This window comes from Streptomyces rubellomurinus (assembly GCF_000961885.1).
Classification (GTDB): Bacteria; Actinomycetota; Actinomycetes; order Streptomycetales; family Streptomycetaceae; genus Kitasatospora; species Kitasatospora rubellomurina.
Map to the genome: position 1 here is coordinate 110,943 of NZ_JZKH01000008.1, position 22,313 is coordinate 133,255.

Annotated in this window: 20 protein-coding genes and 3 tRNA genes; 3 read left to right on the plus strand and 20 right to left on the minus strand. The window is 71.7% G+C overall.

Annotated elements, in window-relative coordinates; genetic code table 11:
• Positions 1-37: 37 nt before the first annotated feature.
• From VM95_RS06530 to VM95_RS06560, 7 genes are all read right to left on the minus strand, one after another.
• Entirely contained in the window at positions 38-952 is a 915-nt protein-coding gene (locus tag VM95_RS06530; RefSeq protein ID WP_045693070.1) for an SCO4651 family lipoprotein, read from the minus strand.
• A 111-nt stretch (positions 953-1,063) separates the two neighbouring features.
• Positions 1,064-1,849, minus strand: coding sequence for a hypothetical protein (locus VM95_RS06535; protein WP_045693071.1), 786 nt, complete (start codon positions 1,847-1,849; stop codon positions 1,064-1,066).
• A 224-nt stretch (positions 1,850-2,073) separates the two neighbouring features.
• On the minus strand, positions 2,074-2,796 hold the full coding sequence (rplA, locus tag VM95_RS06540; RefSeq protein WP_045693072.1) for a 50S ribosomal protein L1: 723 nt from the start codon (positions 2,794-2,796) through the stop codon (positions 2,074-2,076).
• 99 nt (positions 2,797-2,895) lie between these two features.
• Entirely contained in the window at positions 2,896-3,330 is a 435-nt protein-coding gene (rplK, locus tag VM95_RS06545) for a 50S ribosomal protein L11 (RefSeq protein WP_030232334.1), read from the minus strand.
• Between the two features lie 165 nt (positions 3,331-3,495).
• Positions 3,496-4,365, minus strand: a complete 870-nt coding sequence (gene nusG, locus VM95_RS06550; protein ID WP_078859635.1) for a transcription termination/antitermination protein NusG — start codon at positions 4,363-4,365, stop codon at positions 3,496-3,498.
• Positions 4,366-4,573: 208 nt separating this feature from the next.
• Positions 4,574-4,933, minus strand: coding sequence for a preprotein translocase subunit SecE (gene secE, locus VM95_RS06555; RefSeq protein WP_045693073.1), 360 nt, complete (start codon positions 4,931-4,933; stop codon positions 4,574-4,576).
• 164 nt (positions 4,934-5,097) lie between these two features.
• Positions 5,098-5,170 (minus strand) — tRNA-Trp (locus VM95_RS06560).
• A 285-nt stretch (positions 5,171-5,455) separates the two neighbouring features.
• Between VM95_RS06560 and VM95_RS06565 the strand changes: the two genes are divergently transcribed.
• Both VM95_RS06565 and VM95_RS06570 read left to right on the plus strand, forming a co-directional pair.
• The gene (locus VM95_RS06565; protein WP_045693074.1) at positions 5,456-6,703 is read left to right on the plus strand and encodes a pyridoxal phosphate-dependent aminotransferase; all 1,248 of its coding nucleotides are present in this window, start codon (positions 5,456-5,458) and stop codon (positions 6,701-6,703) included.
• 129 nt (positions 6,704-6,832) lie between these two features.
• Complete coding sequence (locus VM95_RS06570; protein WP_045693075.1) at positions 6,833-7,876, plus strand: adenosine deaminase; 1,044 nt, start codon at positions 6,833-6,835, stop codon at positions 7,874-7,876.
• 12 nt (positions 7,877-7,888) lie between these two features.
• Here VM95_RS06570 and VM95_RS06575 read toward each other — a convergent pair whose 3' ends face one another.
• The 8 genes from VM95_RS06575 to VM95_RS06610 all read right to left on the minus strand — a co-directional run bounded on the left by VM95_RS06575 (position 7,889) and on the right by VM95_RS06610 (position 12,642).
• Positions 7,889-8,971: a UDP-N-acetylmuramate dehydrogenase gene (locus VM95_RS06575; RefSeq protein ID WP_279616816.1), complete on the minus strand. Its 1,083-nt coding sequence runs from the start codon at positions 8,969-8,971 to the stop codon at positions 7,889-7,891.
• Positions 8,972-8,991: 20 nt separating this feature from the next.
• Positions 8,992-10,431 carry an MFS transporter gene (locus tag VM95_RS06580; RefSeq protein WP_045693076.1) on the minus strand — a complete coding sequence of 480 codons (1,440 nt, stop codon included), beginning with the start codon at positions 10,429-10,431 and terminating at the stop codon, positions 8,992-8,994.
• A gap of 86 nt (positions 10,432-10,517) precedes the next feature.
• Positions 10,518-11,090 carry a TetR/AcrR family transcriptional regulator gene (locus VM95_RS06585; protein ID WP_244178649.1) on the minus strand — a complete coding sequence of 191 codons (573 nt, stop codon included), beginning with the start codon at positions 11,088-11,090 and terminating at the stop codon, positions 10,518-10,520.
• 95 nt (positions 11,091-11,185) lie between these two features.
• Positions 11,186-11,608: a MaoC family dehydratase gene (locus VM95_RS06590; protein WP_045693105.1), complete on the minus strand. Its 423-nt coding sequence runs from the start codon at positions 11,606-11,608 to the stop codon at positions 11,186-11,188.
• Between the two features lie 5 nt (positions 11,609-11,613).
• Complete coding sequence (locus VM95_RS06595) at positions 11,614-12,072, minus strand: MaoC family dehydratase N-terminal domain-containing protein (RefSeq protein ID WP_045693077.1); 459 nt, start codon at positions 12,070-12,072, stop codon at positions 11,614-11,616.
• A gap of 133 nt (positions 12,073-12,205) precedes the next feature.
• Positions 12,206-12,370 carry a 50S ribosomal protein L33 gene (gene rpmG, locus VM95_RS06600; protein ID WP_006604855.1) on the minus strand — a complete coding sequence of 55 codons (165 nt, stop codon included), beginning with the start codon at positions 12,368-12,370 and terminating at the stop codon, positions 12,206-12,208.
• A gap of 83 nt (positions 12,371-12,453) precedes the next feature.
• Positions 12,454-12,526 (minus strand) — tRNA-Met (locus tag VM95_RS06605).
• 43 nt (positions 12,527-12,569) lie between these two features.
• Positions 12,570-12,642 (minus strand) — tRNA-Thr (locus VM95_RS06610).
• 305 nt (positions 12,643-12,947) lie between these two features.
• Between VM95_RS06610 and VM95_RS06615 the strand changes: the two genes are divergently transcribed.
• Positions 12,948-14,216 carry an amidohydrolase family protein gene (locus VM95_RS06615; protein WP_045693078.1) on the plus strand — a complete coding sequence of 423 codons (1,269 nt, stop codon included), beginning with the start codon at positions 12,948-12,950 and terminating at the stop codon, positions 14,214-14,216.
• 255 nt (positions 14,217-14,471) lie between these two features.
• Here the strand turns inward: VM95_RS06615 and VM95_RS06620 are convergent, their stop codons facing one another.
• From VM95_RS06620 to kdpA, 5 genes are all read right to left on the minus strand, one after another.
• The gene (locus tag VM95_RS06620) at positions 14,472-15,212 is read right to left on the minus strand and encodes a response regulator (protein ID WP_078859637.1); all 741 of its coding nucleotides are present in this window, start codon (positions 15,210-15,212) and stop codon (positions 14,472-14,474) included.
• The gene (locus VM95_RS06625) at positions 15,205-17,760 is read right to left on the minus strand and encodes a sensor histidine kinase (RefSeq protein ID WP_045693079.1); all 2,556 of its coding nucleotides are present in this window, start codon (positions 17,758-17,760) and stop codon (positions 15,205-15,207) included. Before VM95_RS06625 ends, VM95_RS06620 begins: the two co-directional genes overlap by 8 nt.
• A gap of 120 nt (positions 17,761-17,880) precedes the next feature.
• A complete protein-coding gene (kdpC, locus tag VM95_RS06630) occupies positions 17,881-18,510 on the minus strand; it encodes a K(+)-transporting ATPase subunit C (protein WP_045693080.1) in 630 nt (209 codons plus the stop codon).
• 18 nt (positions 18,511-18,528) lie between these two features.
• Positions 18,529-20,652, minus strand: coding sequence for a potassium-transporting ATPase subunit KdpB (gene kdpB, locus VM95_RS06635; protein WP_045693081.1), 2,124 nt, complete (start codon positions 20,650-20,652; stop codon positions 18,529-18,531).
• The gene (kdpA, locus tag VM95_RS06640; RefSeq protein WP_045693082.1) at positions 20,652-22,313 is read right to left on the minus strand and encodes a potassium-transporting ATPase subunit KdpA; all 1,662 of its coding nucleotides are present in this window, start codon (positions 22,311-22,313) and stop codon (positions 20,652-20,654) included. Before kdpA ends, kdpB begins: the two co-directional genes overlap by 1 nt.

The window sequence follows — 22,313 nt, forward strand, 5'->3', positions numbered from 1 at the left end:
CTCTCTCACCCGGGCCACCTTGCCATCCACCCCGGCCTCAGGACGCGGTGGCCCCCTCGGAATGCTTCTGCAGTTCCCTCATGTCGACGTAGTCGTACGGCTCGGCCGCGAGGACCGGGGTGCCGTAGTCGGAGTAGCCCACGGTGACGTTGAGCGCCCCGGCCTTGGTGTCGGCCTGCTCGACCCGCTTGACCACCAGCATGTCGGCGTCGACCCAGACGTCGAGCGTCTCGTGGGTGACGCCGTTGGCCGTCAGGCCCTGCTTGATCTTCTCGATCTGCTCCTGGGTCACGCTGGAGCCGGTCACCTTGATCATGTCAGCCAGGTCGAGCTCACCGGTGTAGTGGGTGGCGGCCTTGCCGTTCACCGTGTCCTGGCCGACCTCGGTCACCTTGCCGCCGGCGATCAGCGCCCGCACGCCCTGGACCGGGTCCATGCTGGTGAACTGGGTGGTCTGCGCGCCGGTGGCCTTGGCCAGGTCCTCCTTCGTGTACCGCAGCCAGCGGTGTCCGCCGAGCTCGGCGGACGCGTCCGGGCCCAGCTTCATGTACATACCGATGTCGGTGTACAGGTAGTGCACGCTCGGGCCGCCGGTCACGGGTTCGAGCGTCTTGGCCAGCGGCGATCCCGACACGTCCATGGTGATGTCGGCCTGGAGGCCGTGGGCCCAGGAGGCCGCGCCCTTGCCCTTGATGGTGGTCGCGCCGATCGTGATCGACTCGTCGATCTTCGCGGACTTCGCCGCCCCGGTCTTCTCCGTGACCTTCTCCAGGAAGATCGCCGGAGTCACCTTGGCCGGCGGTGCGGACGGCGTGTCCTCGGCGGTCGCCGCGGCCGTCGCGGCCGGTGCCGCGGCCTTGCCGCCGTCCTTCTTCTCGTCGTCGCAGGCCGTCGTGGTCAGCGCCAGGGCGGCGAGCACGACGACGGCGGCGGACTTGCTACGAATTCCCATGGTTCCCCCCACTGAGGATTCCCGACTCCCCTCCCCCGGTGAGCCGGTGGTGCTCCTTGTGCGGACTCTATGCGATCAACCGCCGCCCGGGACACCGGAATTCGGCGCTCGTCACCCCGTCGCGGCAGCGGTGGGGTCCGAGGAAGCGGCGCCCGAGACCTCGGTCGTGGTGACGGTGGTCCCGGTGTCGCCGGTGACGGTCTCGCGCAGTCTCAGCAGCCGGGAGCCGGGCCCGACCCAGAGGTCCCAGTCGATCGTCTTCACCCCGTGCCGCTGGTACCAGTCGAGCACCGCGGCCAGCCGGTCCGGCCCCAACTCCCCTTCCGCGCCGAAGTATTCGGCCACCGGCGTGGAGCCCCGGTAGTGCGCCGCGGTCGTCCCGGCGACGTCCTCGCCACCGAGCGAGCCGAGCGTGCCGGCCTGGGCGACGGCGTACGCGCGGCTGCCCGGGTTGGTGATCAGCGCCGTCGTCCAGCCGCCCGCCCAGCCGCCGGCGGCCCCCGCGGCGGGGTCGAGCGACTCGGCCGTGGCGCGGTCCGCGTGCTTGGCCCGGCCGTCCTGGTACGCGAGGTCGACCGCGCCGTCCCGGACGGTCAGCCGCCCGGCTCCGAGTTCATCGGTGACGGTCAGCGCGGCCTCGTCCCGGGCTCCCCAGGTGAGCGTGCCGCTCGCGGTGCGCCGGCCGGCCGGGCCCTCCTGGACGACGTCGATCCGGGCGGTGCCGGAGTCGTCCAGCGCCTGGGCGGCGGTGAGCACCACCTGCTTCGGCGGCACCGGCGCGGGCTGCCCGGGGATGCCGGTGGCGGGGGCGGCCAGCAGGCTGCATCCGGTGGTGGCGCCGAGCAGCAGCAGGGCCGCCGCCCGGGCGGGGGCGGCGGGGCGAAGGGCGGGCGGCACGACTCACTCCGGCGGTCACGGGTTCTCCACATGATCTGACCGGCAGAGCGTACGACGACTCGACCGACCGTTCCCATCCCCGCAGGTCCCGGTTCCGCAACCATGTCCGCCGCACCCCCGGTCCCGACTGCCCGGCCCGACCGCCCGTCCCCGGGAACGACGGCGGGCCCGCACCCCCGAAGGGGTACGGGCCCGCCGTGCGGACTGCTTCAGAGCACTGGGGCTCAGACCGCGGCCGGGTCCTCCTCGACGAGGAGGTTGCGGGTGCGGTTCGGGTCCACCTGGATGCCGGGGCCCATGGTGGTCGAGAACGCGGTCTTCTTGATGTAGCGGCCCTTGGCGGCGGACGGCTTGGCGCGGAGCACCTCGTCCAGCGCGGCGGCGTAGTTCTCGACCAGCTGCTCGTCGGTGAAGGAGGCCTTACCGATGATGAAGTGCAGGTTCGAGTGCTTGTCGACGCGGAACTCGATCTTGCCGCCCTTGATGTCGTTGACAGCCTTGGCGACGTCCGGGGTCACGGTGCCGGTCTTCGGGTTCGGCATCAGACCACGGGGACCGAGCACGCGGCCCAGGCGGCCGACCTTGCCCATGAGGTCCGGGGTGGCGACGACGGCGTCGAAGTCCAGACGGCCCTTGGCGACCTCGTCGATGAGCTCGTCGGAGCCGACGATGTCGGCGCCGGCAGCACGCGCGGCCTCGGCACGGTCGCCGGTCGCGAAGACCAGGACCCGAGCGGTCTTACCGGTGCCGTGCGGGAGGATCACGGTGCTGCGGACCATCTGGTCGGCCTTGCGCGGGTCGACGCCCAGACGCATGGCGACCTCGACGGTGCCGTCGAACTTGGTGGTGCTGGTCGCCTTGGCGAGGCGGACGGCCTCGAGGGGGGCGTAAAGGCGCTCGCGGTCGACCTGAGCGTCCGCGGCCTTCAGAGCCTTGCTGCGCTTCACTGCTGCTCCTGAATGGTGATTGGAGTTGTGGTAGTCATCGGGCCTGCGCAGGCCCTACCACGGGGGACGAGAAGGGGATCTGCCCTCGGGGAGAGGAGATCAGCCCTCGACGGTGATGCCCATCGACCGGGCGGTGCCGGCGATGATCTTCTCCGCCGCGTCCAGGTCGTTGGCGTTCAGGTCGGGCATCTTGGTGGTGGCGATGTCGCGGACCTGGGCGCTGGTGAGCTTGGCGACCTTGGTCTTGTGCGGCTCGCTGGAGCCCTTCTCGATACCGGCGGCCTTCAGGATGAGGCGCGCGGCCGGCGGCGTCTTCGTGATGAAGGTGAAGGAACGGTCCTCGTAGACCGTGATCTCCACCGGCACGATCATGCCGCGCTGCGACTCGGTCGCAGCGTTGTAGGCCTTGCAGAACTCCATGATGTTGACGCCGTGCTGGCCCAGCGCGGGGCCGACCGGCGGCGCCGGGTTGGCCGCGCCGGCGTTGATCTGGAGCTTGATAAGCCCCGTGACCTTCTTCTTCTTGGGAGGCATGTCTCTCCGGGTCCTTCCGAGAGGTGATTGCTGGTGCGTGCGGAACCGGGGCGACACCCGGCCGCCAGCACACACATCGGACCAGGCTAACGCGGATGCGCCGCTGGACCAAAACGGATTCGGGGCGGGGCCGTCGGCCCCGCCCCGAATCCGAAGACCGTACGACTAGTTCTTCTGGATCTGGTCGAAGGACAGCTCGACCGGGGTCTCCCGGCCGAAGATCTCGACCAGGCCCTTGACCTTCTTCGAGTCGGGGTTGATCTCGTTGATGGTCGCCTGCAGGGTGGCGAACGGACCGTCCGTGACGGTGACCGAGTCGCCGACCTCGAAGTCCAGCACCTGGATCTCGCTCGGCTTGACCGGCGACGGCTTGCCGGCCTCCTTCGCGGCCTGGCGCTCGACGTCCGGGGCGAGCATCTTGACGACCTCGTCCAGGGTCAGCGGGTACGGGTCGTAGGCGTTGCCGACGAAGCCGGTGACACCGGGGGTGTTGCGCACGACGCCCCAGGACTCGGGGGTGAGGTCCATGCGCACCAGGACGTAGCCGGGGAGCTTGTTCTGGCGGATGGTCTTGCGGTCGCCGTTCTTGATCTGGACGACCTCCTCCTGCGGCACCTCGGCCTGGAAGATGTACTCCTCGACGTTCAGCGAGACGGCGCGCTGCTCCAGGTTCTGCTTCACCCGGTTCTCGTAGCCGGCGTAGGTGTGGATCACGTACCACTCGCCGGGCATGAAGCGCAGGTCCTCGCGGAACTTGGCGACCGGGTCGACCTCCTCGGCCTCCTCGACCTCCTCCTCGGCGACCTCGGCGGCGTCCTCCGCGTCGGCGGCCTCCACGGACAGAGCGGCCTCCTCGGCGGGCTCGCCGGCCTCGGCCTCGTCGTACGCCTCGACCTCGTCCTCGTCGCCGTCCACGGCGTCCACGATCTGCTCGGCGGACTCGGTGTCGTCAGCCAGCTCGGCCGCGTCCAGCTCGGCGGCGACATCCGCCTCGCGGACGGTCTCGTCGGCGTCGTACAGGGGGGACTCAGACACGGTGGCTGCTTCTTTCCTGGAGATGGTGAAGGTGGCGCGCTCCGAATCCGCACCGGCGCGCGACCGCTCGCGCGGGCGCCGGGTGAGGTCTCGGAGACTTCAACAGTACCGAGTCAACGGTAGCCGCGCGTACGTCCGCCGCAGACAGCTCGACCCGGACCGATGATCGGCCCGGGTCGGGAAGCGTTTCGAAGGCGGTGCGTTCGGGTCAGCCGAAGATCCAGAGGCTCAGCTTGGAGAAGCCGTAGTCCAGGCCGGCCACGAAGGCCATCACGACGACGACGAAGGTCACCACGACGGCGGTGTAGCTGGTGAGGTCGCCCTTGGTCGGCCAGACGACCTTGCGCAGCTCGGCGATGATCTGGCGGTAGAACAGGCCCATGCGCGCGAACAGGCCCTTCTTGGCCCGCTTGCCGGACTTCTTCTCGCCGGAGCGGTTGGCCCGCTTGCGGTCGCGGCGCGAGAGCGCCTTCTCCTCGCCGTCGACAGGCGTGGTCTCGGCAGCGCCGTCGGCCCCCTCGGGGTTGCCGCTCTCAGGCGTTGCGGTGGAGCCCGTGGTCTCCGTCACTCGTCCTCACCTGAATCCGGGTCCTGCCGGACGTCATCGCACCCGGTTGGGGCACGAGCGGCCGGCGTAAGCGGTGCTGATCCAAACGATGCTGATCGGTGCCCTCTCCGCATCAAGCCCGCTCACTCCAGTGGAGCGAACGGGCTGAGATGCAGGTCAAGCAGCAGGGCAAGAGGGACTCGAACCCCCAACCGCCGGTTTTGGAGACCGGTGCTCTACCAATTGAGCTATTGCCCTACGGCGCCTCGCGGCTCCGTGGCGACCAACCTACCGCATCCAACCCCGCTGTCTGTACAGGCGGTGAAGGCTCCGGTCTTTTTCGGTGGGCCGTCGAGCAGCGAGTGTACGTGGTCGAGGGGCGTTTGGTCGAACCCCTTTCTTCCGGGAGCACCGCTCCGGCGGCGATCGTCCGGCCGCCCCCGGCGATCACCGGTGGATCTCCGGACGCCGCGATCCGGACGGAGCCGTACGGATACTGGAACCGCGATGCCCGGTCCGTCCCGGTTCTGCGACGATGCAGGCATGAGCGCTTCCACCCCTCAGCCCGACCAGTCCCTCCGCCCCGCCGACCGCCGGGTCTCCGCCCGGATCGGCGCGATCGCCGAGTCCGCGACCCTCGCCGTGGACGCCAAGGCCAAGGCCCTCAAGGCGGCCGGCCGCCCGGTGATCGGCTTCGGCGCCGGCGAGCCCGACTTCCCGACCCCGGACTACATCGTCGAGGCGGCCGTCGACGCCTGCCGCGACCCGAAGAACCACCGCTACACCCCGGCGGGCGGGCTGCCCGAGCTGAAGGACGCGATCGCCGCCAAGACGCTGCGCGACTCCGGCTACCGGGTGGACGCCTCCCAGGTGCTGGTCACCAACGGCGGCAAGCAGGCCATCTACGAGGCCTTCGCCGCGATCCTCGACCCGGGCGACGAGGTCATCGTCCCGGCGCCGTACTGGACCACCTACCCGGAGTCGATCCAGCTGGCCGGCGGCGTCCCGGTGGAGGTCGTCGCCGACGAGACCACCGGCTACAAGGTCTCGGTCGAGCAGCTGGAGGCCGCCCGCACCGAGAACACCAAGGTGGTGCTGTTCGTCTCGCCGTCCAACCCGACCGGCGCGGTGTACACCGAGGCCGAGGCCGAGGCGATCGGCCGCTGGGCGCTGGAGCACGGCCTGTGGGTGCTCACCGACGAGATCTACGAGCACCTGGTCTACGGCGACGCGACGTTCACCTCGCTGCCGGCCCTGCTGCCCGAGCTGGCCGACAAGTGCATCGTGGTCAACGGTGTGGCCAAGACCTACGCGATGACCGGCTGGCGGGTGGGCTGGGTGATCGGCCCCAAGGACGTGATCAAGGCCGCGACCAACCTGCAGTCGCACGCCACCTCGAACGTCTCCAACGTCGCGCAGCGCGCCGCGATCGCCGCCGTCGCCGGCGACCTGTCCGCGGTGCACGAGATGCGCACCGCCTTCGACCGCCGCCGCCGGACCATCGTGCGGATGCTCAACGAGATCGACGGCGTCGTCTGCCCCGAGCCCGAGGGCGCCTTCTACGCGTACCCGTCGGTCAAGGGCCTGCTGGGCAAGGAGATCCGCGGGCAGCGTCCGCAGACCTCCGCGGAGCTGGCGAGCCTGATCCTGGACGAGGTCGAGGTCGCCGCCGTCCCGGGCGAGGCCTTCGGCACCCCCGGCTACCTGCGGTTCTCCTACGCGCTCGGCGACGAGGACCTGGTCGAGGGCATCAGCCGGATCCAGAAGCTGCTCGGCGAGGCCCGCGACTGACGTCCCCCGCCCGACGTCCCCGTCAACGCGGCGCACGGGACTCACTCGGCACACCGCCCTCTTTCACCCCTTCGGGGGATCGAAAGAGGGCGGTTCCCGTTCGGGGGCCCGATGCGGCAGTATTCGTCAATGGAACGCCTGTTGAATCCGCGAGACGTCAGGGGCCTCCCGAAGGCCCACCTGCACCTGCACTTCACCGGCTCGATGCGGCCCGCCACCCTGCTGGAGCTGGCCGACAAGCACGGCGTCCGGCTGCCGGAGGCGCTGAGCTCCGGCGAGCCGCCCAAGCTGCGGGCCACCGACGAGCGCGGCTGGTTCCGCTTCCAACGCCTGTACGACACCGCCCGCTCGGTGCTGCGGGACGAGGAGGACATCCGCCGGTTGGTCCTGGAGACCGCCGAGGACGAGCGGCTGGACGGCTCCCGCTGGCTGGAGATCCAGGTCGACCCGACCTCCTACGCGCCCCGGCTGGGCGGACTGATCCCCGCGCTGGAGCTGATCCTGGACGCGGTCGAGCACGCCGCCGCGGCCACCGGGGTGGGCATCCGGGTGCTGGTCGCCGCGAACCGGATGAAGTCCCCGATGGACGCCCGGACGCTGGCCCGGCTGGCCGTCCGCTACGCCGACCACGGCGTGGTCGGCTTCGGCCTCTCCAACGACGAGCGCCGCGGCCTCGCCCGGGACTTCGACCGGGCCTTCGAGATCGCCCGCAAGGGCGGGCTGCTCGCCGCCCCGCACGGCGGCGAGCTGGCCGGGCCCGAGTCCGTCCGGGACTGCCTGGACGACCTGGGCGCCGGCCGGATCGGCCACGGCGTGCGGGCCGCCGAGGACCGGCGGCTGATGGAACGGCTCGCGGACCGGCAGGTCACCTGCGAGGTCTGCCCGTCCTCCAACGTCTCGCTCGGGGTCTACGAGCGGCCGCAGGACGTCCCGCTGCGCAAGCTGTTCGACGCCGGGGTGCCGCTGGCGCTCGGCGCGGACGACCCGCTGCTGTTCGGCACCCGGCTGGCCGCCCAGTACGAGCTCGCGCGTGACGTACTGGGCTTCTCGGACACCGAACTCGCCGAGCTGGCACGGCAGTCGGTGCGCGGCTCGTGCGCGCCGGAGGCCGTCCGCAAGGAGCTGCTGGCGGAGATCGACGCCTGGCTGGTGGGGGTGCCGGTGGCGGTCTAGGGCCGGCTTCCGCTACAGCTCGACGCCGATCATCACCGGCTCGTTCACCAGTTCCACCCCGAAGGCCTCGCGGACGCCGTCCCGGATCTCCCGGGCCAGCGCCAGCAGGTCCTCGGCGGTGGCGGAGCCGCGGTTGGTGAGCGCCAGGGTGTGCTTGGTGGAGAGCGTCGCCGGGCCGCTGCCGTAGCCCTTGCCGAAGCCCGAGCGGTCGATCAGCCAGGCCGCCGAGGTCTTGGTGCAGCCCTCCGGGGCCGGGTAGGCGGGGGCGTTCTCGGCGCCCGGGCGGGTCCGGAAGGACTCGTACTGCGCGGCCGTGAGCACCGGGTTGGTGAAGAAGGAGCCGGCCGACCAGGTGTCGTGGTCCGCCGGGTCCAGCACCATGCCCTTGCCCGCGCGCAGCCCCAGCACCGCCTCGTACGCCCGGGCCAGCGGCACCCGCTCGCCCTGCTCGACACCGAAGTGCTTGGCGACCTCGGCGTACTTGACCGGGGTGGACAGCCCGGCCTCGTCGGCCAGGGCGAACCGCACCCGCAGCACCACGTAGCGGTCGGGCTCGGCCTTGAAGCGGCTGTGGCGGTAGGAGAACGCGCACTCGGCGTTCGTCAGCACGACCGTCTCCCCGGCCGTGCGGTCGTACGCGACCACCTCGGTGATCGTCTGGGCGACCTCCTGGCCGTACGCGCCGACGTTCTGCACCGGGGTGGCGCCGGCCGAGCCGGGGATGCCGGCCAGGAACTCGATGCCGGCCAGGCCGTGCTCGCGGACGGTGCGGGTGACCGCCTCCGACCAGACCTCGCCGGCCGCCAGCTCCAGCACGGTGCCGTCCAGCGCGAAGCCGGTGGTGGCGATCCGCAGCACGGTGCCCCGGAACCCGGCGTCGCCGATCACCAGGTTGGAGCCGCCGCCGAGGACGAGCAGCGGCTCGCCGGCCGCGTCGGCCTCGCGGACGGCGGCGATCACCTCGTCGTCGGTGTGGGCGGTCACCAGGCGGCGGGCCGGGCCGCCGAGCCGCAGCGTGGTCAGCGGAGCGAGGGGGGCGTCGTTTTCTACCAGCACGCCCACCAGCGTACGGGTGGCAGGGGTGCCCCCCGGCACCCCTGCCACCCGCCTCCGGTTCAGACGCGCGCGGGCCGGGCCGGTTCCGCGGACCGCTCCCCGACCGCCACGGCCGCGCGCCGCCGCGGGATGAGCGCGGCGGCGACCGCCCCCGCCGCGACCGCCGCCGCGCCGACGTACAGCGCCGGCACCAGCCCGTCCGTGAAGGCCTGCGCCGACCGGTAGCCGCCCTGCGCCGAGAACACCGCCGAGAGGACGGCGATCCCGAGCGCCCCGCCGACCTCGCGCAGGGAGTTGTTGGCGCCGGAGGCGATCCCCTGCTCCTGCGGCCGGACGCTCGCCATCACCAGCTGGGCGGTCGGGCCGAAGTACAGCGACATGCCGATCCCGCAGAGCACGATGGCGGGGATCTGCGCCCCGTAGTCGAACCCGGTGCCGCCGTCGGCGACGAGGCCGAACAGCGCCAGCCCGGCGGCCTGGAGCACCAACCCGGTGACCACGATCGGCCGGCCGCCGATCCGGTCGGAGACGATGCCCGCGACCGGCGAGACCAGCAGCGGCATCGCGGTCCACGGCAGCATCCGGATGCCGGCCTCCTGCGGGCTGAAGCCGCCGACGCCCTGGAGGTACTGGCTGATCAGGAAGATCGAGCCGAACATCCCCAGGTACATCAGCAGACTCGCCGCGTTGACGGCCGAGAAGGCCCGGCCGCGGAACAGCCGCATCGGGAGCATCGGGTGGGCGGCGAACCACTGCTCGTACCCGACGAACGCGGCCAGCAGCACACCGCCGGCGATCAGGGAGCCGAGGACCGGCGGGCTGCTCCAGCCGTCCGGGTTGCCGCGGATCAGGCCGAGGACGATCCCGAACATCCCCAGGCTGACCAGCGCCGTCCCGGTCACGTCCAGGGCCCGGTCGGCGCCCCGGCTCTCGCCGAGCCGGAGGAAGGCCAACGGCAGCAGGACCAGCCCGACCGGGACGTTCACCCAGAAGATCCACTGCCAGGAGAAGTGCTCGGTCAGGCTGCCGCCGATCAGCGGTCCGGCGGCGACGGCGAGGCCGCTGACGCCCGACCAGATGCCGAAGGCCAGTCCCCGCTTGGCCTCGGGCACGGCGACGGTGAGCAGGGTGAGGGTGAGCGGCATCATCACCGCGGCCCCGGCGCCCTGGACGGCGCGGGCGGCGATCAGCTCGCCGATGCCCGGGGAGAGCGCGGCGGCGGCGGAACCGGCCGTGAAGACCGCCAGGCCGACCAGGAAGACGCGGCGGCGGCCGAAGCGCTCGCCGAGCGCGGCGCCGAACATCAGCAGGACGGCGAAGCTCAGGGTGTAGGCGCTGACCGTCCATTCGAGGTCGGACAGGCCGCCGCCGAGTTCCTCGCGGATCGACGGCAGTGCGGTGGTGACGACCAGGTTGTCCAGCGCCGCCATGAAGCCGGCCACGCTGACGACCACCAGGGTCCAGGTCGCGGCCCTGCCGAGGGCCGGTCTCTCCGTCATGACTTCTCCCGGATTCCTCTAGGTAGTTATTGCTCAATAACTTTGCGGGGCCGAAAAACGGCCGCACGGATCACCGTGCGGCCGCGCTACTCGGCCTCGCCGCCCTGCCCGCACTCGTCGAAGCCGCCCCAGATCCGGTGCTCCTGGGGGAATCCGAGCGCCACCAGCGTGTTGATCAGCATCCCCTGGCCGAAGAACGCCGTGGCGCTCTTCAGGTCGCCGCCGAGCCGGACCCTGACCCGCTCGAACAGGCTCTCCCACAGCCGCCTGGCGGTCTCCCCGACCTCGTCCTCGCCGGCCGCCCTGGCCGCGAAGACCGAGACGTAGAGCTGCATCTGCATCATCAGCTGCTCGCGGTCCTCGACCAGCGCCAGGTAGGCGCCACCCATCGCCTCGGCGGCCTCCTCGCCGGACAGCCCGGCCGAGGCCTCGTCGAAGGCCCGCCAGGTCTCCTCGATGCAGCGTTCGGCGGCGGCCGAGAAGATCGCCTGCTTGCCCGGGAACAGCCGGAACAGGTACGGCTGCGAGACGCCGACCCGGCGGGCGATCGCCTCGGTCGAGGTGCCGTGGTACCCGCCCCGGGCGAACTCGATCATCGCGGCCCGGACGACGCTCTCGCGCCGCTCCTCCGCGGTCATCCGGATGCTCGACTTCGCCATGTCTCCCAAGTTAGTGGCCAATCACTACCTTGGCAAGGACGCGCGTCGCGGCGGGCACCCGCTTCCCGGAGCCCGCCGCGCACGCCCGTTCGGCCTCAGGCCAGGCGGACGACCGCCTTGGACATCCCGAGCACCTTCTGCCCGCCCGTGGTGGCCACCAGGTCGACCTGCACCGTGCGGTCGTCCAGCTTCTTGGCGACCTTGGCGGTGACCTCGATCACCGCGCCGACCCCGTCGTTCGGCACCGGCACCGGCCGGGTGAAGCGCACGCCGTACTCGATCACCGCGGCCGGGTCGCCGACCCAGTCGGTGACCACGCGGGCCGCCTCGGCCATGGTGAACATGCCGTGCGCGATGACGTCCGGCAGGCCGACCTCCAGCGCGAACTTCTCGTTCCAGTGGATCGGGTTGAAGTCGCCGGAGGCGCCCGCGTACTGCACCAGCGTGGCGCGGGTCACCGGGAAGGACTGCGCCGGCAGCTCGGTGCCGACCTCGACCTCGTCGTAGCTGATCGCCATGCCGCTCACTCCCCCGTCTCGTCGGCGGCCCGGGCCACCAGCGTCATGACCGACGTCACCACGTGCTCGCCGGTGGCGTCCGTCACCTCACCGCGCACGGTGAGCACGTCGTTGCCCGCCAGCGTCTTGATGGCGTCGATGGTCACCTCGACGGCCAGCCGGTCGCCGGCCACCACCGGGCGGGTGTAGCGGAACTGCTGGTCACGGTGCACCACCCGGCTGTAGTCCAGGCCCAGCTCCGGGTCCTCGACGACCTGGCCGGCCGCGCGGTAGGTGATCGCGAACGGGAAGGTCGGCGGGGCGATCACGTCCGGGTGGCCGAGCGCCTTCGCCGCCTCCGCGTCGGTGTACGCGGGGTTGGCGTCCCCGATCGCGACCGCGAACTCACGGATCTTCTCCCGGCCGACCTCGTACGGCTCGGTGGGCGGGTAACTACGCCCGATGAAGGAGGGGTCGAGCGCCATGGCAGCTCCTCGGAACACGGATGGACAAGGGTCGAACGGAATGCGCAAATGACTCCGGGCCGCATCCCTCGTGAGGGATGCGGCCCGGAGTCGAAGACCTGAATCACACAGGCCCGACAGCCCTGCGAAAGGGTCAGCGGGTCTCGCGGTGCGCGGTGTGCGAGTTGCAGCGGGGGCAGTGCTTCTTCATCTCAAGACGGTCCGGGTCGTTACGCCGGTTCTTCTTGGTGATGTAGTTCCGCTCCTTGCACTCCACGCAGGCCAGCGTGATCTTCGGGCGGACGTCGGTGGCAGCCACGGGAGTGCCTTCCTTGGACAACGAATAAGAACACAACAAGAGTAGCCGACCGGGAGTGCGATCTCCCGACCGACTACGCGGGGTAGCGGTGACCGGACTTGAACCGGTGACACAGCGATTATGAGCCGCTTGCTCTACCAACTGAGCTACACCGCCACAGTGATCCGCAGCACAGCCGAAACTGACTGCTTCTCACCAGAGCCCCCATGCGGAATCGAACCGCAGACCTTCTCCTTACCATGGAGACGCTCTACCGACTGAGCTATAGGGGCGAACGAGGAAGAGATTACACGTTCCGCGCCCAGAGGTGAAATCCGTATCCCGCGGCGAAGTCCGCAGGTCGACGCGGTGGACGGGCGGACGATCCAAGGCCGGGAGTTCGAGCGGCCCGCCAACCCGATGGCCCGGCCCCACCGACCGGCCCCGCCCGGCCGCGCTCACCACGGCCCGGCCGCGGCCCGACCCGATACGACTATTGCCCGCCTCCCGGCGGCCCGCCGCCCGGCCCCATAGGCTCGACGCTCATTGACCGGAACGGCCCTGGCACCCGACCGGGCGGCGCGACAAGGAGCCGAGGATGGACAGCGCAGCCGCGGACGGGCCGCACTCCGGGCCCGGCCCGGCGGCCAACCCCCTCGGGCACGGCCCGGTCCTGCTGCTCACCGGCGCCCGGCTGATGGACGGCCGGGTGGTGGACGTCCGGATCAGCGGCGACCGCATCCAGGCGGTCGGCACGGTCGGCAGCCTCGGCCCGCTGCAGGCCCTGCCCGGCGCCCCCACCGTCACCACCGGCGCCCGGATCGACCTGCGGGGCTACCTGCTGCTGCCCGCCCCCGCCGAGCCGCACGCCCACTACGACGCCGCCTTCTCCGCCGCCCTGGCCGCCCCGCCCCCGGAGACCGCGACCGACCTCACCCGCCGGGTCACCGAGGCCGCGCTCACCTCGCTCGGCTACGGCGCCACCGCCCAGCGCACCCACGTCCGGATCGGCGACGTGCACGGGCTGCGCCGGCTGGAGGCGGTGCTCACCGCCCGGCAGGCGCTGCGCGGGCTCGCCGAGCTGCAGGCCGTCGCGATGCCCCGGCTGCTCACCGGCCGGGCCGGCGCGGACGGGCGGGCGCAGCTGCGCGAGGCGCTCAAGCTGGGCGCCACCGCGGCCGGCGGCTGCCCGGAGCTGGACCCGGACCCGGCCGGCTACGTGCAGCTGCTGCTGGAGGCCGCCCGCGAGGCGGACTGCCCGGTGGACCTGCACACCACCGCCGCCGAGGCGCCCCAACTGGCCCGGATGGCGAGCGCGTTGGCGCCGCTGCGGCCGCGGGTGACGCTCGGCCCGTGCGGGGCGCTGCCGCCGGGTGCGTCCACCGCGCTGGCGAGCGGCGGGGTGCGGGTGGTCTGTCTGCCGCAGACCGGCGGCTGCACCGGGCTGGAGGGCCCGGCCACCGGCCTGCGGCCGGGCCTGCTGCGGGAGTTGGCGGAGGCCCGGGTGCCGCTCGCGGCGGGCAGCGGAGCGCTGCGGGACCCGTCGAACCCGGTCGGCCGGGCGGATCCGCTGGGGACGGCCTACCTGCTCGCGGCGAGCGGGGAGTTGGACCTGGAGACGGCGTACGACGCGGTGGCCAACCAGGCCCGGGCGGTGCTCGGGTTGCCGCCGGTACGGGTGGACGCCGGCTTCCCGGCGGAGCTGCTGGCGGTGCGCGGGGACAGCCTGGCCGGGGCGCTCACCGGCGGGCACAGCCGGCTGGTGGTGCACAGCGGGCGGGTGGTCAGCCGGACCAGCGCCGTCCGGGAGTTCGCCGACACCGTGGCGCTGGCGCTGCCCCGGCAGTCCGGGAGCACCGAAGGCTGAGGCCGAGGGCTTGGAAGCCCAAGGGGCGCGCGACGGATGTCGCGCGCCCCTCCCCCACCTGCTGGCCGTCTTGCGACGGCGAGCTGGAGCGGGCCCAGGCCTCCCCCACTGGAGCAGGTCCCGCTCGGCTTCGGGACCGACAGTACGCCCACGGAACACCGTCCCCGACCGACCTTGACGCTCTCCTGTCGCCCACCGGCCGGCTCTTGACGGCCCGTTGACGCCGGAGGCGGCCGGACGGCGGCCGGACGGCGCCTACGGCTCGTACCGGTAGCCGATCCCCGGCTCGGTGATCAGGTGCCGGGGCCGGGCCGGGTCGCGCTCCAGCTTCCGCCGCAGCCCGGCCAGGTAGACCCGCAGGTAGTTGCCGCGCGCCTCCTGGGCCGGGCCCCACACCTCGCGCAGGATCTGCCGGCCGGGCACCAGCCGGCCCGGGTTGGCCAGCAGCAGGGCGAGGATCCGCCACTCGGTCGGGGTCAGCCGCACCGCGCCGTTCGGGCCGGTGACGGTGGTGGCCGCGAGGTCCACGGTGTGGTCGCCCAGCACCGGCCGGACCGGCGGGGCCGCTCCGGTCGGGCGGCGCAGCACGGCCCGCAGCCGGGCCAGCAGCTCGTCCATCAGGAACGGCTTGGTGAGGTAGTCGTCGGCGCCGGCGTCCAGGGCGCCCACCTTGTCGGCGGCGTCGGCCCGACCGGAGAGCACGATGATCGGCATCGCGCTGCGCGTGCGCAGGCCGCGCAGCACGTCCATGCCGTCGAGGTCGGGCAGGCCGAGGTCGAGCAGGACGGCGTCCGGGAGGCTGTGCGCGGCGCGGTCCAGCGCCTCGCCGCCGGTGGCGGCGGTGCGGACGGCGTACTGGCGGGCGCTGAGGTTGATCCGCAGCGTGCGGAGCAGGGCGGGTTCGTCGTCGACGATCAGGATCTCGCGGTGTCCGGTGGTTCGCTCACTTCGCTCACTTCGCTCACGTTGCTCACTTCGCTCATGTCGTTCACTCATGGTGCGCCGGCTCCTCCCCGAAGTCGGTCGTGGTGGCGGCAGGCAGGGTGAGCAGCATGGTGGTGCCGCCGCCGGGGGTGTCCTCGACCTCCAGGCTGCCGCCCATCGCCTCGGCGAGGCCGCGGGAGAGGGCGAGGCCGAGGCCGACGCCGGTGGTGTTGTCGGTGTCGCCGAGGCGCTGGAAGGGCAGGAAAACCCGGTCGCGGTCCTCGGGGGCGATGCCGGGGCCGCGGTCGATCACCCGGATCTCGACCAGGTCGGCGTGGTGGCTGGCGGTGACCAGGACGGGCGCGCCGGGGGCGTTGTGGCGCAGCGCGTTGGTGATCACGTTGGCGAGGACGCGTTCCAGCAGCGGCGGGTCGGCGAGCACCGGCGGGGTGGTGTCGAGGTCGAGCGGCTGGACGGGTGCGTCCGGGTCGGGGAGGCTGTCGAGCGCCCGGGGCAGGATCTCGTCGAGGTGGGTCTCGGTCAGGTGCAGGGTGAGCGCGCCGGCCTGGAGGCGGCTCATGTCGAGCAGGTTGTCCACCAGACGGGTGAGTTTGACCAGCGATTCGTCGGCGGTGGCGAGGAGTTCGGCCTGGTCCTCGGGCGAGAACTCGACGTCGGGGCTGCGCAGCGAGCCGACCGAGGCGAGGGCCGCGGCCAGCGGGGTGCGCAGGTCGTGGCTGACGGCGGCGAGCAGGGCGGTGCGCATCCGGTCGGCGGCCTTGATCGGTTCGACCTCGGCGGCGACCACGGCCAGCCGGTCGCGTTCCAGCGCGGCGGCGACGTGGGCGGCGAAGGCGGTGAGCACCCGCTGGTCGGCGGCGGGCAGCCGGCGGCCGGTGAGGACGAGCAACGCGTCGGCGCCGACCGGGACTTCGGTGGTCTCGTGCTCCCCGCTACCGTCGTCCGGGTGGTCGGCCTCGGAGTGGGCGAGCACCTCGCCCGTACGGGAGAGCAGGGTGACGGTCCGCATGCCGAAGGCCGTCCGGGACTTCTCCAGCAGCGCGGGCAGCGCGTCGGCGCCGCGCAGCACGCTGCCGGCCAGGGTGGAGAGGGTCTCGGCCTCGGCGGTGGCCCGGGCGGCGCGGGTGGTGAGCTTGCCGGCGTGGTCGACGACGGTGGAGACGGCGAGCGCGATGGCGGCGAAGACCACCAGGGCGACGATGTTGTTGGTCTCGCCGATGGTCAGGCTGTGGACCGGCGGGATGAAGTAGTAGTTCAGCAGCACCGAGGCGATGAACGCGGCCAGCAGGGCGGAGGTCGCGCCGCCGAGCAGGGCGACGATGACCACGCCCAGCTGGAAGATCAGCGCGTCGGTGGTGAGGTTGATGGTGGCGTGCGCCTGGGAGAGCACGGCGGTGAGCAGCCAGGGCAGCGCGAGGCCGGCGAGGTAGCCGACGACGGTGCGGCGGCGGGAGTGGCGGCGGCCGAGCGAGGGCAGCCGGCCGCGGCCGGTGAACTCGTGGGTGACCATGTGGACGTCGATGTCCTCGGAGGCGTCCACGGTGGTCTCGCCGATGCCGGGGCCGGTGAGGAAGCGGGTGATCCGGCCGCGGCGGCTGGTGCCGAGCACCAGCTGGGTGGCGTCGTGGGCGCGGGCGAAGGCGAGCAGTGCGGTGGGGATGTCGTCCCCGACGACGACGTGGTAGCTGCCGCCGAGGGTCTCGACCAGCAGCCGCTGCTGGGCGAGCGCGCCGGAGGAGGCGCCGGCCAGGCCGTCGCTGCGGGAGACGTGGACGGCCAGCAGGTCGCCGCCGGCGGTCCGGTCGGCGATCCGGGCGGCGCGGCGGATCAGGGTCTCGCCCTCGGGCCCGCCGGTGAGGGCGACCACGACGCGCTCGCGGGTCTCCCAGACCCGGTCGATGTTGTGGCTGGCGCGGTAGTCGCGCAGGCCCTCGTCGACCCGGCCGGCGACCCAGAGCAGGGCGAGTTCGCGCAGCGCGGTGAGGTTGCCGACCCGGAAGTAGTTGGAGAGCGCGGCGTCCACCTTCTCCGCCTTGTAGACGTTGCCGTGGGCCATCCGGCGGCGCAGCGCCTGGGGGGCCATGTCGACGAGTTCGATCTGGTCGGCCCGGCGGACCACCTCGTCCGGGACGGTCTCGCGCTGCGGGATGCCAGTGATCTTCTGGACGACGTCGTTCAGCGATTCCAGGTGCTGGATGTTGACGGTGGTGATGACGTCGATCCCCGCGGCGAGGATCTCCTCGACGTCCTGCCAGCGCTTGGCGTGCCGGCCGCCGGGGATGTTGGTGTGCGCCAGCTCGTCCACGAGCACGACGGACGGCCGGCGGGCGAGCACGCCGTCCAGGTCCATCTCCTCGAACTCGGCGTCGCGATAGGAGCGGTGGACGCGCGGCTGGACCTCCAGGCCGTCGATCATGGCCTCGGTGTGGCGGCGGCCGTGGCACTCGATGTAGCCGACCAGCACGTCGGCGCCGCGCTCCTGTCTGCGCCGGGCCTCGTCCAGCATCCGGTAGGTCTTGCCGACCCCCGGGGCGGATCCGAGGTACACCCTCAGCCGGCCACGGCGGGTGCCGGTGCCGGGGGTGAGGTCGCGGGCCATGGGCGCTGCTCTTCCTTCGGGAGGTCGTGCACGGTGACGGACGCGGGTCGGCCGGCCCGGGGTCGGGAGACGTGCTCCCGCACCCGGGCCGGCCCGGTCATTCATTCCATCGACGTAACGTCACTTCGGCGCGTCCAGGGCCTTGTTGAGGAGGACGACGTTGACGCCCTCCTGGCCGAGGAAGCCGAGCGAGCGGCCCTCGGTGTACTTCTCGACGAGCTTGGCGACGGTGTCCTGCGACAGCTTGCGCGTCTCGGCGACCCGCTTGACCTGCTCCTTGGCGTAGGCCACGGAGATGTGCGGGTCGAGGCCGGAGCCGGAGGCGGTCAGCGCGTCGGCCGGGACGCTCGCCGGGTCGACGCCGTCGAAGGCGGCGACGGCCTTGCGGCGGTCGTCGACGTTCTTCCGCAGGTCCTCGCTGTTCGGGCCGAGGTTGCTGGCGCCGGAGTTGTCCCCGGCGTAGCCGTTCGCGGCGGGGCGGGGCTGGAACCACTTCGGGTCCGGCAGCGCCACCTCCTCCTTGTCGTCCGGGTTCTTCTTGGGCAGGTTGTAGTTCTGGCCCAACAGGCTCGAACCGACCTCCTTGCCATCGGACTTCACGATCGAGCCGTTGGCCTTGTCGCTGAACGCGACCTGGGAGATGCCGGTGACCAGCAGCGGATAGGCGACCCCGAGGATCACCGTGAGCACCAGGAGCACACGCAGCGCGGTGAAGTGGGTCCGCACGATGGCGGGCAGGGGCTTGGACATTGCGGTGGGACTCCTTTCTCAGCTGAGGCCGGGAATGAACTGGACGATCAGGTCGATCAGCTTGATGCCGACGAACGGCACCACCAGGCCGCCGAAGCCGTAGATCCCGATGTTGCGGCGCAGCAGCGAACTGGCGTCGGACGGACGGTACTTCACGCCGCGCAGGGCGAGCGGGATCAGGCCGATGATGACCAGGGCGTTGAAGATGATCGCCGAGGTGATCGCGGACTGGGGGCTGTGCAGGCCCATGATGTTGAGGTGGCTCAGGCCCGGGTAGACCCCGGCGAACATCGCGGGGATGATCGCGAAGTACTTGGCCACGTCGTTGGCGATCGAGAAGGTGGTCAGCGCGCCGCGGGTGATGAGCAGCTGCTTGCCGATCTCGACGATCTCGATCAGCTTGGTCGGGTTGGAGTCGAGGTCGACCATGTTGCCGGCCTCCTTGGCCGCCATGGTCCCGGTGTTCATCGCGACGCCGACGTCGGCCTGGGCGAGCGCGGGGGCGTCGTTGGTGCCGTCGCCGGTCATCGCGACCAGCTTGCCGCCCTCCTGCTCCTTCTTGATCAGGGCCATCTTGTCCTCGGGCGTGGCCTCGGCGAGGAAGTCGTCCACGCCGGCCTCCTCCGCGATCGCCTTGGCGGTCAGCGGGTTGTCGCCCGTGATCATGATGGTCTTGATGCCCATCCGGCGGAGCTCGTCGAAGCGCTCCCGCATGCCCTCCTTGACCACGTCCTTGAGGTGGATGACACCCAGGACCTTGGCCGGCGCGTCGCCGATCTTCGTGGCCACGACCAGGGGCGTGCCGCCGGCGGCCGAGATCCCGTCCACGAGCGTGGAGACCTCGTCGGTGACCCGGCCCCCGTTGGCGGTGACCCAGTTGGACACGGCGGCGGCCGCGCCCTTGCGGACCTGGTGCACCCCTCCCGGCTCGTCCAGGTCCACACCCGACATCCGGGTCTGGGCGGTGAACGGGACCCAGGTGGCGTGCGTCAACTCGCCCTGGGCGCGGGCCCGCAGGCCGTACTCGCTCTTGGCCAGGACCACGATCGAACGGCCCTCGGGCGTCTCGTCCGCCAGCGAGGACAGCTGCGCGGCACTCGCGAGCTCGTCCGTCGAGACACCGGTCACCGAGAGGAACTCGGCGGCCTGGCGGTTGCCCAGGGTGATGGTGCCGGTCTTGTCGAGCAGCAGGGTGTTGACGTCGCCGGCGGCCTCGACGGCGCGGCCGGACATCGCCAGCACGTTGCGCTGGACCAGGCGGTCCATGCCGGCGATGCCGATCGCGGAGAGCAGCGCGCCGATGGTGGTCGGGATGAGCGCCACGATCAGGGCGACCAGGACGATCATCGACTGCGGGGCGCCCGCGAAGGTGGCCATCGGCTGGAGCGTGACGACCGCGACCAGGAAGACGATGGTCAGCGAGGCCAGCAGGATGTTGAGCGCGATCTCGTTCGGCGTCTTCTGCCGGGCGGCGCCCTCGACCAGGGCGATCATCCGGTCGATGAAGGACTTGCCGGGCTCCGAGGCGATCTTCACCACGATCCGGTCGGACAGCACCTTGGTGCCGCCGGTGACGGCGGAGCGGTCACCGCCGGACTCGCGGATGACCGGCGCGGACTCGCCGGTGATCGCCGACTCGTCGACGCTCGCCACGCCCTCGACGACGTCGCCGTCGCCGGGGATGACCTGCCCGGCCTCGACCACCACGTGGTCGCCGAGCCGCAGCGCGGTGCCGGGCACCTCCTCCTCGGCGTCGCTGTCGGGCCAGTTGGTGAGCCGGCGGGCGACGGACTCGGTCTTGGTCTTGCGCAGGGTGTCGGCCTGGGCCTTGCCGCGGCCCTCGGCGACGGCCTCCGCCAGGTTGGCGAAGATCGTGGTGAGCCAGAGCCAGACGGTGATCGACCAGGCGAAGACGGACGGGCTGGCGATCGCGGAGACGGTGGTGACCACCGAGCCCACCTCGACCACGAACATCACCGGGTTCTTGACCATCACCCGGGGGTCGAGCTTCCTCACCGCGTCCGGCAGGGACGCGACGATCAGCTTCGGGTCGAGGAGACCGCTCCGCACTCTGTGCGGGACGGCGTGGCCGGCCGGGTCGGGCGTGTCGGCCGGTGCGGGGTTCAGGGTGGGGGTGGACATCAGGAAAGACCTTCCGCGAGCGGCCCGAGGGCCAGGGCCGGGAAGTAGGTGAGGCCGACGACGATCAGGATCACGCCCGACAGCAGGCCCACGAACAGCGGCTTGTGGGTGGGCAGGGTGCCCGGAGTGGCCGGGACCGGCTGCTGCTGCGCGAGCGAGCCGGCCAGCGCCAGGACGAAGACGATCGGCAGGAGACGGCCGAAGATCATCGCCAGGCCGAGCGCCGTGTCGTACCAGTCGGTGTTGACGGTGATGCCGCCGAAGGCCGAGCCGTTGTTGTTGGCGGCGGAGGTGAAGGCGTACAGCACCTCGGAGAAGCCGTGGGCGCCCGAGTTGAGCATCCCGGCCCGCTCGCCCGGCAGGGCCATCGCCACACCCGTACCGACCAGCACGAGGGTCGGCGTGGTCAGGATGTACAGCGAGGCGAACTTCATCTCCCGGCCGCCGAGCTTCTTGCCCAGGTACTCGGGGGTGCGGCCGACCATCAGGCCGGCGACGAACACCGCGACGATCGCCAGCACCAGCATGCCGTACAGGCCGGAGCCCACACCGCCGGGCGCGATCTCGCCGAGCATCATGTTGAAGACCGTCAGCCCGCCGCCGAACGGCGTGTACGAGTCGTGGAAGGAGTTCACCGCGCCGGTCGAGGTCAGCGTGGTCGAGGAGGCGAACAGCGTGCTGGCGGCGATGCCGAAACGCTGCTCCTTGCCCTCCATCGCGGCCCCCGCGGCCTGCAGGGCGCTGCCCTGGTGCGAGGCCTCGGCCCAGGTCAGCAGGGCCGTCGAGGCGACCCAGAACAGGCCCATCACGGCGAGGATCGCGTAGCCCTGGCGGTTGTCGCCGACCATCCGGCCGAAGGCCCGCGGCAGCGCGAACGGGATCACCAGGATCAGGAAGATCTCGACCAGGTTGGAGAAGCCGGTCGGGTTCTCGAACGGGTGCGCCGAGTTGGCGTTGAAGAAGCCGCCGCCGTTGGTGCCGAGCAGCTTGATGACCTCCTGCGAGGCCACCGGGCCGCCGGGGATCTTCTGCACCTCGCCCGAGAGGGTGGTCACCTCGGTGAAGCCGTGGAAGTTCTGGATCACGCCGGAGGCGGCCAGGACCAGGGCGAAGACGATCGAGAGCGGCAGCAGCAGCCGGATGTTGATCCGGACGAGGTCCACCCAGAAGTTGCCGACCCGGTCCGTCCTGTTCCGGGTGAAGCCCCGGATCAGCGCGGCCACGACGGCGATGCCGACGGCCGCGGAGACGAAGTTCTGCACCGCCAGGCCGGCCATCTGCGCCAGGTGGCCCATCGCGGACTCACCGGCGTAGGACTGCCAGTTGGTGTTCGCGACGAAGGAGATCGCGGTGTTCCAGGCCTGGTGGCCCTCCATCTGCGGAACGCCCAGGTTCAGCAGCAGGTAGCCCTGGAGGCGGATCAGGCCGTACAGGAAGAGCACGGAGACGGCCGAGAAGGCCAGCACCGAGCGCAGGTACACCGACCAGCGCTGATCGGCGTCACCGTCGACGCCGATCACCTTGTAGATGCCGCGCTCGACTCTGAGGTGCTTCGAGGTGGTGAGGAGCTTGGCGATGTAGTCGCCAAGGGGGCGGTAGCAGAGGGCCAGCGCCCCGACGAGGGCGAGGGCCTGCATCCAGCCCGCGAGAGTGGATCCCAT

Excerpts from the sequence above, each read along its gene's own strand:
- VM95_RS06530 (WP_045693070.1), bottom strand. The coding sequence starts at position 952 with ATGGGAATTCGTAGCAAGTCCGCCGCCGTCGTCGTGCTCGCCGCCCTG.
- rplK (WP_030232334.1), bottom strand. The coding sequence starts at position 3,330 with ATGCCTCCCAAGAAGAAGAAGGTCACGGGGCTTATCAAGCTCCAGATC.
- VM95_RS06565 (WP_045693074.1), top strand. The coding sequence starts at position 5,456 with ATGAGCGCTTCCACCCCTCAGCCCGACCAGTCCCTCCGCCCCGCCGAC.
- VM95_RS06570 (WP_045693075.1), top strand. The coding sequence starts at position 6,833 with ATGGAACGCCTGTTGAATCCGCGAGACGTCAGGGGCCTCCCGAAGGCC.
- VM95_RS06580 (WP_045693076.1), bottom strand. The coding sequence starts at position 10,431 with ATGACGGAGAGACCGGCCCTCGGCAGGGCCGCGACCTGGACCCTGGTG.
- VM95_RS06585 (WP_244178649.1), bottom strand. The coding sequence starts at position 11,090 with ATGGCGAAGTCGAGCATCCGGATGACCGCGGAGGAGCGGCGCGAGAGC.
- VM95_RS06590 (WP_045693105.1), bottom strand. The coding sequence starts at position 11,608 with ATGGCGATCAGCTACGACGAGGTCGAGGTCGGCACCGAGCTGCCGGCG.
- VM95_RS06595 (WP_045693077.1), bottom strand. The coding sequence starts at position 12,072 with ATGGCGCTCGACCCCTCCTTCATCGGGCGTAGTTACCCGCCCACCGAG.
- VM95_RS06615 (WP_045693078.1), top strand. The coding sequence starts at position 12,948 with ATGGACAGCGCAGCCGCGGACGGGCCGCACTCCGGGCCCGGCCCGGCG.
- VM95_RS06620 (WP_078859637.1), bottom strand. The coding sequence starts at position 15,212 with ATGAGTGAACGACATGAGCGAAGTGAGCAACGTGAGCGAAGTGAGCGA.
- VM95_RS06625 (WP_045693079.1), bottom strand. The coding sequence starts at position 17,760 with ATGGCCCGCGACCTCACCCCCGGCACCGGCACCCGCCGTGGCCGGCTG.
- kdpC (WP_045693080.1), bottom strand. The coding sequence starts at position 18,510 with ATGTCCAAGCCCCTGCCCGCCATCGTGCGGACCCACTTCACCGCGCTG.
- kdpB (WP_045693081.1), bottom strand. The coding sequence starts at position 20,652 with ATGTCCACCCCCACCCTGAACCCCGCACCGGCCGACACGCCCGACCCG.
- kdpA (WP_045693082.1), bottom strand. The coding sequence starts at position 22,313 with ATGGGATCCACTCTCGCGGGCTGGATGCAGGCCCTCGCCCTCGTCGGG.